The 11,893-nt window shown below is 60.5% G+C and carries 11 protein-coding genes, 1 pseudogene and 1 riboswitch; of the genes and pseudogenes, 6 read left to right on the forward strand and 6 right to left on the reverse strand.

Features of this window, described 5'->3' with window-relative positions; genetic code table 11:
* Positions 1-36: 36 nt before the first annotated feature.
* Entirely contained in the window at positions 37-1,200 is a 1,164-nt protein-coding gene (locus V6F91_RS15885; RefSeq protein ID WP_332766005.1) for a 1-acyl-sn-glycerol-3-phosphate acyltransferase, read from the reverse strand.
* Positions 1,201-1,342: 142 nt separating this feature from the next.
* Here V6F91_RS15885 and V6F91_RS15890 point away from each other — a divergent pair, with 142 nt between their 5' ends.
* From V6F91_RS15890 to V6F91_RS15900, 3 genes are read left to right on the forward strand one after another with little or no spacing between them, the layout of a single operon-like run.
* Positions 1,343-1,525 (forward strand): CPXCG motif-containing cysteine-rich protein, encoded by a 183-nt coding sequence (locus tag V6F91_RS15890; RefSeq protein ID WP_332766007.1) that lies wholly within the window; start codon positions 1,343-1,345, stop codon positions 1,523-1,525.
* 9 nt (positions 1,526-1,534) lie between these two features.
* Positions 1,535-1,795: a putative signal transducing protein gene (locus V6F91_RS15895; RefSeq protein WP_332766009.1), complete on the forward strand. Its 261-nt coding sequence runs from the start codon at positions 1,535-1,537 to the stop codon at positions 1,793-1,795.
* Between the two features lie 37 nt (positions 1,796-1,832).
* Positions 1,833-2,456 carry an SOS response-associated peptidase gene (locus V6F91_RS15900; RefSeq protein ID WP_332766011.1) on the forward strand — a complete coding sequence of 208 codons (624 nt, stop codon included), beginning with the start codon at positions 1,833-1,835 and terminating at the stop codon, positions 2,454-2,456.
* A 205-nt stretch (positions 2,457-2,661) separates the two neighbouring features.
* Here V6F91_RS15900 and V6F91_RS27480 read toward each other — a convergent pair whose 3' ends face one another.
* Positions 2,662-3,504: a methyl-accepting chemotaxis protein gene (locus tag V6F91_RS27480; protein ID WP_394599174.1), complete on the reverse strand. Its 843-nt coding sequence runs from the start codon at positions 3,502-3,504 to the stop codon at positions 2,662-2,664.
* A 12-nt stretch (positions 3,505-3,516) separates the two neighbouring features.
* Positions 3,517-4,803 (reverse strand): annotated as a pseudogene (locus V6F91_RS27485) (HAMP domain-containing protein); the annotation flags it as partial.
* A gap of 264 nt (positions 4,804-5,067) precedes the next feature.
* On the opposite strand from V6F91_RS27485, the gene V6F91_RS15910 reads away from it, so the two are divergent.
* A complete protein-coding gene (locus tag V6F91_RS15910; protein WP_332766015.1) occupies positions 5,068-5,886 on the forward strand; it encodes a M48 family metallopeptidase in 819 nt (272 codons plus the stop codon).
* A 122-nt stretch (positions 5,887-6,008) separates the two neighbouring features.
* On the opposite strand, the gene V6F91_RS15915 is transcribed toward V6F91_RS15910, so the two are convergent.
* From V6F91_RS15915 to V6F91_RS15925, 3 genes are all read right to left on the reverse strand, one after another.
* Positions 6,009-6,593, reverse strand: coding sequence for a TMEM165/GDT1 family protein (locus V6F91_RS15915; protein WP_258448046.1), 585 nt, complete (start codon positions 6,591-6,593; stop codon positions 6,009-6,011).
* An 88-nt stretch (positions 6,594-6,681) separates the two neighbouring features.
* Positions 6,682-6,806: riboswitch (yybP-ykoY riboswitch) on the reverse strand.
* Positions 6,807-6,856: 50 nt separating this feature from the next.
* Positions 6,857-7,855 carry a class I SAM-dependent methyltransferase gene (locus tag V6F91_RS15920; protein ID WP_332766019.1) on the reverse strand — a complete coding sequence of 333 codons (999 nt, stop codon included), beginning with the start codon at positions 7,853-7,855 and terminating at the stop codon, positions 6,857-6,859.
* A 33-nt stretch (positions 7,856-7,888) separates the two neighbouring features.
* Positions 7,889-8,854 carry a 2-hydroxyacid dehydrogenase gene (locus V6F91_RS15925; protein ID WP_332766021.1) on the reverse strand — a complete coding sequence of 322 codons (966 nt, stop codon included), beginning with the start codon at positions 8,852-8,854 and terminating at the stop codon, positions 7,889-7,891.
* 91 nt (positions 8,855-8,945) lie between these two features.
* On the opposite strand from V6F91_RS15925, the gene V6F91_RS15930 reads away from it, so the two are divergent.
* Positions 8,946-9,575, forward strand: a complete 630-nt coding sequence (locus V6F91_RS15930; protein ID WP_129395456.1) for a LysE family translocator — start codon at positions 8,946-8,948, stop codon at positions 9,573-9,575.
* A gap of 452 nt (positions 9,576-10,027) precedes the next feature.
* Positions 10,028-11,710 (forward strand): fatty acid--CoA ligase, encoded by a 1,683-nt coding sequence (locus tag V6F91_RS15935; RefSeq protein ID WP_332766026.1) that lies wholly within the window; start codon positions 10,028-10,030, stop codon positions 11,708-11,710.
* Positions 11,711-11,893: the final 183 nt, after the last annotated feature.

The raw sequence follows: 11,893 nt of genomic DNA on the forward strand, positions 1-11,893 counted from the left end.
CCCGCAGGCGCCGTTTTTGTGTCTGGCTCACACCGCTTACAACGGCAATCCAGCCTTGACCCGGTACTGATTGCGCACCGGCGTCGCATATTGCAGCACCAGATACGGACGATGCTCCGCGGGGCAGGCGTCCAGCCGGCTCTGCCATTCTTCCTCGGCCTTGGCCAGTTCGTCAGCCGGGAACACCTCAGCCGCCTGCGGCACGTTCAGTTGCGGGTCGGCATCGGCCCACTGCGCATACGCCAGGTAATGCACGGGAAACAACCGGTAACCGCCGAGAATCTGCTTGTCCATTTCCGTCGCCAATTGCTTGGTGTCTTCGTAGACCTCGGTGATCGGCGCGGCGAAGTTGATGTGCACACGGCCCTTGTAGCCGGTGATGCCCTTGGCAATGCTCACGTCATCTTCGCCCGGCGCCTTGCAGTAGGTGCCGGTGGTGGCGCGGATGTACAGCTCGCGGGCCTTGGCCTGATCGCACGGGTCGTATTCATAGCTGATAGACACTGGCGTGACATTGAGCGAGCGGATCACTTCGCCGAACGGCTCGTCCTTGCGGCTCATGTGGAACATCTTGAGGATCGCCGACTCGGTGCGGTCGTCGCCGTCCTTCGCCCGGCCTTCTGCCTGAGCAATCCAGATCGAGGCGCAATCGTTGCGGATCGAGTGGTTGATGTATGCCGATAGCAGCTGATACGCGGCCATCTTCTCGCGTCGACCGGTGATCGAGCGATGCACGATGAAACTCTTGTTCAAACGCATCAGGTCGCTGACAAAAGGCTTTTGCAGCAGGTTGTCGCCAATCGCGATGCGCGGTGTCGGCAGGCCGGCGTGGTACACGGCGTAGTTGACGAACGCCGGGTCCATCACGATGTCGCGGTGGTTGGCGATGAACAGATAGGCACTGCCGGACTTGAATTGCTCGACCCCGGTGTAGGTCACGCCGTCGGTGGCGCGCTCGATGGTGTGATCGACGTAAGACTCGATCTTGTCTTGCAAAGTCGCCACGGAAACCACGTCGGCGAACTCACGACGCAGCCGATGGGCTATAAGAGGTTTGAGCATCCAGCCGAAGGCACCGGCAAAACGCGGGAAGCGGAAGTGGGTGAGGATATCTAGAAACGCCTTGTCGCCGAGCAGTCTTGCCAGTACCACAGGTACTTCGCTGTCGTCGTAAGGTCGGATGGCATCGAATTCGCCCATCATGCTCTCTTGTTGGAAACGGCTAGGGTAAGTAAAGGGTTTGATCGAAAACCCGCGGGGCACGGTCTGAAAAAGTAGCCAGACACCAATAGCCCTGCAAATAGACCGGCGATTATACGCACAAGTCACTTGGGAGACCGCGATGCTGGAAGATGCAGTGTACGAATGTCCGTATTGCGGTGAAGAAGTCGAAACGACGCTGGATCTGTCCGCTGGCGATCAGACTTACATAGAAGACTGTCAGGTGTGCTGCCGACCGATCACCTTTGTTTTGCAGGTGCATGAAGATGAATGGCACCTGGAAGTCTTCAGCGAAAACGAATGAGGGGCGCGCATGCAGCGAATCTACGAACCGGCCAGCCTGATGGAAGGCGAAATGCTCAAGGGCATGCTCGCCAGCGAAGGCATCGAGGCGCACCTGATCGGCCGCGATCTGCTCGGTGGCACGGGCGAGTTGCCGATGTTCGGGTTGTTGGGGCTGTCGGTGGATAACGATCAGGCCGAATACGCCCGCGAGCTGATCACCGCGTACAATGCCGCGCTGCCGCTGCCCGGCGATGAACCGGAGAGCTATCCCGGTACGCTGGTCTGTTAGGCTGGCGTCGGTTTTTATTCAAGAGTCGTGTTGCCCCATGTGTGGACGTTATGCCCTGTTTCGCTGGAACCGCGACTTCGCGGCCCTGCCAGGTTTTCCCGCCGATCAGCAGGCGCAGTGGAACATTTCCCCCAATGATTCAGTGCTGATGCTGCGCGCCGGTGAAGGCGGTCAGCGCACGCTGGCCCGCGCGCGTTGGGGGCTGACGCCGCGGTGGCTGACCGACCTGTCGAAAACGCCGGCCCACGCCCGCGCGGAAACCGTGGCCGAGCAACCGATGTTCCGCGAAGCGCTGCGCTTGCGCCGCTGCCTGCTGCCGGCCAACGGTTTTTACGAATGGCGCGGGACCCAGCGTAAACGTCCGTTCTGGCTGACGCCGGGGGAGGGTTCATCGCTGTTTTTTGCGGCGGTCTGGGAGGCGTATCCGGTGCAGGAACAGGTCTGGCTGAGCACCGCTGTCATCACCCAACCGGCGGCCAGTCAGCGCCGACCGTTGATTCTCGATGAGGCGGGGCAGGCAGCATGGCTTGATCCCGAAACACCGCTGCATGTTTTGCAGGGATTGCTCGCCAGTGAGCCGGCGGCGCTGCGCGAGCGGGTGCTGGCGAATCTGGTGAATGATCCGAAATTGAATGGGCCGGAGTGTTTGACCCCGGGTTAAGTCTGTAGAGCAAAAGCCCCTCACCCTAGCCCTCTCCCGGAGGGAGAGGGGACTGAATGGGGGATTTTTGAAGATATGCGCCGATTAGCGTGTATTTCGCTGAATCCATAATCGACACGATTTTTCAGGTCGAAGTATGACGGGAGGCAACTCGGTCAGTCCCCTCTCCCTCCGGGAGAGGGCTAGGGTGAGGGGCTCTTGATCTTCAGACCTTGAACTGATTGATCAACCGCCGCTGCTGCTCCGCCAGTTTGGTCAACCCGGCACTCGCCGAACTCGATTCATCCGCACCGCCCGCCACTTCGTTGGCCACCTGACCGATATTGATCACGTTGCGATTGATGTCATCGGCCACCGCACTCTGCTCTTCCGCCGCGCTGGCGATCTGCGTGTTCATGTCGTTGATCACCGACACCGCATGAGTGATGGTCTCCAGCGCCTCGGCCGCTTTCGCCGCGTGTTGCACGCTTTCGTCAGTGCGGTTCTGGCTGTCTTCCATGACCCGCACCACATCGCGAGTGCCTTGTTGCAGTTGCTGGATCATGCTCTGGATTTCTTCGGTGGCTTGCTGGGTTTTCTGTGCCAGGTTGCGCACTTCGTCCGCCACCACCGCAAAGCCACGCCCTTGCTCGCCTGCGCGCGCCGCTTCGATTGCCGCGTTCAGCGCCAGCAGGTTGGTCTGCTCGGCAATCCCGCGAATCGCCGTGAGGATCGCGTTGATGTTCTCGCTGTCCTTGGCCAGCGTTTGCACCACGTCAACCGCTTTGCCGATCTCCTTGGCGAGCACGCCAATCGAATTCGAGGTATCGCGCACGATCTGCATGCCTTGAGTGGCGGCCTGATCGGCGTGGCTCGCGGCCTGCGCCGCCTGCGTCGCATTACGTGCGACGTCCTGCGCCGTGGCGGTCATTTCCTGCACCGCTGTCGCCACCTGATCAATTTCGGCCATTTGTTTCTGGATGCCGATGTTGGTGCGAATGGCGATGTCGGCAGTGTGTTCCGAAGAATCGCTGACGCTCTGCACCGAGGTCACCACCTGAGTGATCATCGCCTGCAACTTGGCGAGGAAGGTGTTGAAGCCCTTGGCGATCGAGCCGAGTTCGTCGCTGCGGTCACTGCTCAGGCGGCGGGTCAGATCACCTTCGCCCTGGGCGATGTCATTGAGCATGGCGACCATTTGCTTCAGCGGTCGGGCAATGCCATGACCGACCAGCCAGATCACCAGCAAACCGAGGCCGGCGATCAGCAAACCGACCATGGCCATGCCAAAGGTGTCGGATTTGCGCTGGGCATCGAGGTCGGCCTGCAGCGTTTGCAGGTCGGCCATCACCGCGTTGAGCGGCAGTTGCAGCATCAGCGTCCAGCGCGCGTCGGTCTGACCGATGCCAAACGGCAGGTACAACTCGATCCGGCCCTTGTCCTTGTTCACCGAGTAGGTCACTTCGCCGCGTTTGAGGTTGGCCATGTTGGCGGTCTGTTCGGCGTCGAGAATGTCGCTGACCTTTTCGCCGAATTTGCTCGGATCCTTGGTGTAGGCAACGATCCGGCCATTGCCGCCGACCAGGGCCATTTCCCCGGCGCCGCTGTAGAGTTTCTGGTTGGCGCCCAGCAGCATCTCTTGAATGAAGTTCACCGACAGATCGGCGCCGACGATGCCCTGGAACGCGCCGTTGAGCATGATCGGTTCGATGAACGAGGCGAGCATGACGACCTTGTCGCCAACCTTGTACGGTGCCGGGTCGATCACGCAGGACTTTTTGCTTTCCTTCGAGCACAGGTAGTACTCGCTGGCGCGCACGCCGGTGGACAGTGTTTTCTGGTCGTCGACGTCGACCAGTTTGTCGAGGCCGAGGGTGCCGTCCTCGTTGCGGAACCACCATGGCAGAAATCGCCCGTTGCTCGCGTCGATCCCGACCACGCTGGTGCCGACATAGGCTGCGTCGTTGTGATCGAGGGCGTTCTTTTCCCAGCCGATGTACGTGCCGAGAATCTTTGGATTCTTTTCGACGTTCTCTTTGATCAGGCTGATCAGTTGCTCGCGGCTGACGCTCAGGCGCGGCTGGCCATCGGCGCCCGGCGTACCCAGCAGGGCGTTGACGCGAACCAATCCGCCGGCAATCAGCAGCGGCGCTTCGAGCTCGCGCTGGATCTGGCTGACCTGGGTTTGCGCCAGCGCGGTCAGGCGCTGCTCGATGACCTGCTCGAACTGCGCCTGGGTGCGTTGTTGCACCATTGCCTGAGTGCGCGCGCCGGCAAACAGCGCATACAGCACCAGCGCCGCGACCACGCTGAGGACAATGGCGCCGGCCAGGGCGGCGACGGAAAACTGGATCGACTTGAACTTCATGGGAGCTCCGCAGGCAAGAGAATATCTGCGAAAGATTTATCGGCGGCGGCTGCTGGGCCATGAGTGGCGCTGGTCGGAATCGGCCTTACATGTCGTAAATCGGCTGCTGCGTGACGCTGCGGCTGTGTGGCTGGCGGGCGCTGGGTTTTTTCGCGACATTACGCTGCGGGAAATGTCTGAAAGTCACTTCAACCTATCCTTTGTATCTGGCATCGATGCAATTACCCGCCTAGGATACGCCACAGGTTTTCAGGGAGCTTTTCAATGAACAAGACATTGGTTGTTAGTGCACTGAGCGCAGCGCTGTTGCTGGCCGGTTGTCAGTCGGTCAACACCACCAGCGGCGGCGCCGTCGGAGTGGAGCGCAAGCAGTACATGTTCAGCATGCTGTCCTCGCAAGAGGTCGACCAGATGTATGCCCAGTCTTATCAGAAAACTGTTGGCGAGGCGTCCAGCAAAGGTGTGCTGGACAAGACCAGCCCCGAGGCCAAGCGAGTGCAGGCGATTGCCAACCGCTTGATCGCCCAGGCGCCGAATTTCCGTCCGGATGCGGCGCAGTGGCAGTGGGAGGTCAATCTGATCAAGAGCGACGAACTCAACGCCAACTGCGGTCCCGGCGGCAAGATCATTTTCTACACCGGGCTGATCGACAGCCTGAAACTCACCGACGACGAAATCGCTGCGGTCATGGGCCATGAAATCGCCCACGCCTTGCGCGAGCACGGTCGCGAAGCGATGTCCAAGGCTTATGGCATCGAGATGGCCAAGCAGGGCGCCGGTGCGTTGTTCGGTCTCGGTCAGGACAGCCTGGCGCTGGCCGACACCGTGGCCAACTACGGCATGACCCTGCCCAACAGCCGCGCCAATGAAAACGAAGCCGACCTGATCGGTCTGGAACTGGCCGCCCGCGCCGGCTACAACCCGAATGCCGCAATCACCCTTTGGGACAAGATGAGCAAGGCTTCGGAAGGTTCGCCGCCGGAATTCATGAGCACCCACCCGGCCTCGTCCAGCCGAATCGCCGCGTTGCAGGCGGCGATTCCGAAGGTCATGCCGCTGTACGAAAAAGCCCCCAAATCCTGAATAAAACAGCGGCAAGCTTCGAGCGGCAAGCTACAAGTCAAAGCAGATTCGCGTGGCTTGCAGCTTTCTCTTGAAGCTTGCAGCTTTTTCTTGAAGCTTGTAGCTAGAAGCTTGCAGCTGCTTCAAATCCAGCCACTGCTCTGCATCGCTTTGTACACCGCGACAATTGCCAGAATGAAAAACGCCGAAGCCGCCAGGCGTCGGATCAAGGTCAGTGGCAACTTGTCCGCTGCAAAATTACCCGCCAATACCACCGGCACGTTGGCAATCAGCATGCCCACGGTGGTGCCGATGATCACCAGCCACAATTCCGGATACTGCGCGGCGAGCATCACCGTGGCGATCTGGGTCTTGTCGCCGATTTCGGCAAGGAAGAATGCAATCAGCGTGGTCAGAAACGGGCCGAACTTGCGCGCGGTGCTGGCTTCGTCGTCATCGAGCTTGTCAGGGACCAGCGTCCACAATGCCGTGGCGGCGAAGCTTGCGGCGAGAATCCAGTGCAGAACGCTGTCGGAGAAGAAACTGCCGAACCAGGCGCCGACCGCACCGGCTGCCGCGTGGTTAGCCAGCGTCGCGGCGACAATCCCGGCGATGATGGGCCAGGGTTTGCGGAAGCGAGCGGCAAGAATCAGCGCGAGCAGTTGCGTCTTGTCGCCGATTTCGGCCAAGGCAACGATTGCGGTGGGAACGAGTAACGAGTCCAGCATCAGGGATTTCCTAAGGGGCGGGTCGACACGGCTATGACACGTACAGCCTTCCCGCCCCGGGTAAGGTGTGCGTGTCATAGGTCTTGTCAAACCCTGCGATCCGTCTGGTGCGGACGCTTGGGTCGCATACGCCATGATCTGAGGATCAAGTATGTTGACGTATGCCGGACGAGCTTGGCGCTCGTGGGAGACTACTCCCCTAGGACGGAGCGGATTCTGCCTAGGCAAATCCGTTTGGGCAAGCGACTTTTTGCAAAGCGCTCTCAGCCGCGCTTGGCCCGATAGATCCGGAAACCATTGCCTTCGGCCTTGATTGCAGAGACGCCCAGGTGCTCTTCGATCAATGGCTGGTATTTCAGGAAGCTGTTCGCGACAAGGCGCAGTTCGCCGCCGTTTTTCAGATGCTTCGCCGCTTTTCGTAGCAAGTTCTCAGTAGCGAAATAATCCGTGTGCACGCCGACATGGAACGGCGGGTTGCTCAGAATCGCGCTCAAACCCATCGGTGCAGCATCAATGCCGTCACCGGTCAGTACTTCGGCTTCCAGGCCATTGGCGGCGAGGGTCAGACGGCTGCTGGCGGCGGCAAATGCATCGACGTCGAGCAATGTCACCTGATTGTGCGGGTAGCGACGTTTGACCGCCGCGCCGAGCACGCCGGCACCGCAACCGAAATCGAGCAGATGGCCGCTTGGCAGCTTGTCCAGATGCTCCAGCAGCAGGGCGCTACCGCGATCGAGGCGACCGTGGCTGAACACCCCTGGCAGGCTGATGACTTTCAACGGGCCTTCGGCCAAGGGCAGTTCGTAGGTCTGCGCCAGGCTTTCCAGCGATTTGGCTTCAGGTGCATTGGCCACGGTGACTTGCCAGAGCTGGCAATGCCGCGCGCTGTCGAGCTTGCGTGGTTTGCCGAACGGGTTGAGCTGTTTCGCCGCACCTTCGATGCCGCTGCGTTTTTCCCCGACCAGAAACACATCTCGACCGGCCAGGCGCGAGGCGACGGCGTTGAGAATGTAATCGGTCAGGTCCTTGGACTTGGGCAGAAACACCACGGCGCTGTCGAATTCACGCGCCGGGATGTTCACGCCAAAATCGCTGCGACCTTCGAAACGGGCCTCCAGTGCGGCTTGATCGCCGGCGTGCCAGCACCAGCCAAAGGCATTCGGCAGGCGCCCAAGCAAGTCGTCGGCGGGCAAACCGGCGAGCAACAGCGAACCTTGAAACCATTCAGGCTGACGAAGCAGTACTTCACTGCGCGGATCCATAACTGCTCCTCGAAAAAAAAGTGCCGCAGTTTATCAACTGACGACCCGCAGCGCCTTAGCGCTGAAGAACGCCTGCGCGTTTTCACTGAGTTGGCCGACGATGCGCTGGCGTGCTTCGCGGCTGCCCCAGGCGTTGTGCGGGGTGACGATCAGGCGCGGAATGTCGTTTGCCAGCAGCGGGTTACCCTGAGCTGGCGGCTCGACGCTCAGTACATCCGTCGCCGCGCCGCCCAGATGCCCGTTGCGCAAGGCATCGGCCAGTGCCTGCTCATCGATCAGGCCACCGCGTGCAGTGTTGACCACGAACGCACCGGGTTTGAGCAAGGTCAGCTCGCGTGCACCGATGAAATGGCGGGTGTGTTCATTGAGCGGGCAGTGCAGGGTCAGGGCGTCGATCTGCGGCAGCAGTTCATCCAGTGGCACGCGGTCGGGGCGGGCAGGGCGCCCGGGAATCTGCCCGAGCAGCACGCGCATGCCGAACGCTTCGGCCAGCCGCGCCACGGCGCCGCCGAGTTCACCGTGACCGAGCAGGCCGAGGGTTTTGCCTTCGAGTTCAACAATTGGATAGTCGAGCAGGCAGAACTGCTTCGCCTGCTGCCAGCGACCTTCGCCGACCGCTTTCTGATAGTCGGCCAGACGTGTGGCGAGGTTGAGCAGCAGCATGATCGTGTGTTGCGCCACGGATGGCGTGCCGTAGCCCTGGCAGTTGCACACCGTGATGCCTTGCGCACGCGCGGCGGCGAGGTCGACGTTATTGGTGCCGGTGGCGCTGATCAGGATCAGTTTCAGCTGTGGGTTGGCCGCCATGGCGGCCGCGTCGATCACGACTTTGTTGGTGATCGCCACGCTGGCGCCGTGCAGACGTTCGGCAACCTGCTGCGGCGTGGTCTGGGCGAACAGCTGCAGATCGCTGAAACAGTCGCGCAGTGGATTGAGGTCGAGGTCGCCGAGATCCAGCGACGGGTGATCGAGGAATACCGCGCGGTGCGTGTTCGTCATCAACTGTACCTTTTGTGCGAAGAGCGTAGGGCGTACTCTGCCGAGCCTACCAGATGAAACAAATTGATACGCCTGGCCGAAAGGAGCCCCCATGTACTGGACCGAGTTCTTGACCGTTGCACTGATCCACCTGCTGGCCGTCGCCAGCCCCGGCCCGGACTTTGCCGTGGTGGTGCGCGAGAGCGTGACCCACGGTCGTCGCGCCGGTACATGGACGGCGCTGGGTGTCGGCACGGCGATTTTCCTGCATGTCGGTTATTCGCTGCTGGGCATCGGCCTGATCGTGTCGCAGTCGATCGTGCTGTTCAACGCCTTGAAATGGGCGGCCGCAGCCTATCTGCTGTACATCGGCTTCAAGGCGTTGCGCGCGCAACCGGCGAAAACCGTGACGGATGATTTGCACAAGGAAGCGGGTGTGCGCACTGCGCGTGGCGCCTTCACTTCGGGGTTCGTGACCAACGGCCTGAACCCGAAAGCCACGTTGTTTTTCCTTTCGCTGTTCACCGTGGTGATCAATCCGCACACCCCTTTGGCGGTGCAGGCCGGTTACGGCGTTTACCTGGCCGTGGCCACCGCGATCTGGTTCTGCCTGGTGGCAATGCTGTTCAGTCAGCAGCGCGTGCGTGCCGGTTTTGCCCGCATGGGCCACTGGTTCGACCGCACCATGGGCGCAGTGCTGATTGCTCTCGGCGTGAAAATCGCGTTTACCGAGATGCATTGAGTGGCGGGTGATTGATTCGAGATTCAAGGCGCTTGGCAGACTGTGGCCCCTCACCCTAGCCCTCTCCCGAGGGAGAGGGGACCGATCGGGGGAAGTTGGAGAAATACGCCGACATGAACGACTTTCTCCGAACCCACAAGCGCCTCGGTCTTTCAGTTCGGCGTTTGGCTCGGCACAACTCGGTCAGTTCCCTCTCCCTCTGGGAGAGGGCTAGAGTGAGGGGCTTTTGGAGCGGTTCAGATTTTGTCTGGCGAAGCAACCTTTCGCTGCTGCTCTCACAGGTTTGCCCGCCCCCCGGTGCGCATGGCCCCTGATTCAGTCATTGGATGCTGGCGCAAAGCTAGCATTTGTACGGCTGTGCAAATCATTCCTTTGGCTGATTTGACTGTCATGCAGGCGCACTAGAGTAAGGATCTCTCCGCCAACACCGTGCAGTCAGAAAAGGGATTCTTATGTTGCAGACTCGCGTCATTCCCCCGGCCGACGGGGCCTACCAGTATCCATTGCTGATCAAACGGCTGCTGATGTCCGGCGCCCGGTACGAGAAAACCCGCGAGATCATCTACCGTGACCAGTTGCGCTACAGCTACCCGACGCTGATCGAGCGCGTCGCACGGCTGGCCAATGTGCTGACGACGGCGGGTGTGAAGGCCGGCGATACGGTGGCGGTGATGGACTGGGACAGCCATCGTTATCTGGAATGCATGTTCGCGATCCCGATGATCGGCGCGGTGATCCACACCATCAACGTGCGCCTGTCGCCGGAGCAGATTCTCTATACGATGAACCACGCCGAGGATCGCTTCGTGCTGGTCAACAGCGAGTTCGTCGGCCTCTATCAAGCGATTGCGCCGCAGTTGACCACGGTCGAGAAAACCCTGCTGCTCACCGATCTGCCGGAGAAAACCGCCGAGTTGCCTAACCTGGTCGGCGAATACGAGCAACTGCTGGCTGCTGCGAGCCCGCAGTACGATTTCCAGGACTTCGACGAAAACTCCGTCGCAACCACGTTCTACACCACCGGCACCACTGGTAATCCCAAGGGCGTGTATTTCACCCATCGGCAACTGGTCCTGCACACCATTGGCGTGTCGACGATCATGGGCTCGATCGACAGCGTGCGTCTGCTTGGCACTAACGATGTGTACATGCCGATCACGCCGATGTTCCACGTTCACGCCTGGGGCTTGCCTTATGTGGCGACCATGCTCGGACTTAAACAGGTTTATCCGGGGCGTTACGATCCGGAGTTTCTCGTCGAGTTGTGGCGCAAGGAAAAAGTCACCTTTTCGCATTGCGTACCGACCATCCTGCAAATGCTTCTCAACGCCAAAGGCGCGCAAGGCGTCGATTTCGGCGGCTGGAAAATCGTCATCGGCGGCAGCGCGCTGAATCGCTCCCTGTACGAAAACGCCAAGGCGCGCGGCATCCAGCTCACTGCTGCGTACGGCATGTCGGAAACCGGGCCGTTGGTCTCGTGCGCACACCTCAATGACGAGCTCATGGCCGGCACGGAAGACGAACGCACCACTTACCGGATCAAGGCTGGGGTACCCGGGCCATTGGTGGAGGCTGCGATCGTCGACGGCGAGGGCAACTTCCTGCCGGCGGATGGTGAAACCCAGGGCGAACTGGTGCTACGCGCGCCGTGGCTCACCGAGGGCTATTTCAACGAGCCACAGAAGGGCGCCGAACTGTGGAGTGGCGGCTGGTTGCACACCGGCGACGTCGCTACGCTCGACAGCATGGGCGTGATCGACATCCGCGACCGGATCAAGGACGTGATCAAGACCGGCGGCGAGTGGATCTCGTCACTCGACCTCGAAGACCTGATCAGCCGTCACGTCGCGGTACGCGAAGTAGCAGTGGTGGGGATTGCCGATCCGCAGTGGGGCGAACGCCCGTTTGCCCTGCTGGTGATTCGCGAAGGCCATGAGATCGGCGCTCGGGAGCTCAAGGAACACCTCAAGCCATTCGTCGAACTGGGGCACTTGAGCAAGTGGGCGATTCCGAGTCAGATCGCCCTTGTTACCGAAATTCCCAAGACCAGTGTCGGCAAGCTCGACAAGAAGCGTATCCGCCTCGACATCAGTGAATGGCAGGCCAGCAACAGCACCTTCCTTTCGACACTTTGAGTGTCCGCTGGCGCGCTGAAACCGGCGCGCCAGACCCACCGAGCAAGCGCTTGGCTTGTGAAATCGAAAAAATCAGCCATCCTTGCCGTGCCGACTTGTGTCGGACTGGCGAAAGGACTGTTCCAGAGTGGTTGGCGACTGCAAATCACACTTTAGAGGGATCAAGCAGTACCCCCTGCTGGC

It is taken from the genome of Pseudomonas koreensis, from assembly GCF_036668835.1.
Lineage (GTDB): Bacteria > Pseudomonadota > Gammaproteobacteria > Pseudomonadales > Pseudomonadaceae > Aquipseudomonas > Aquipseudomonas koreensis_I.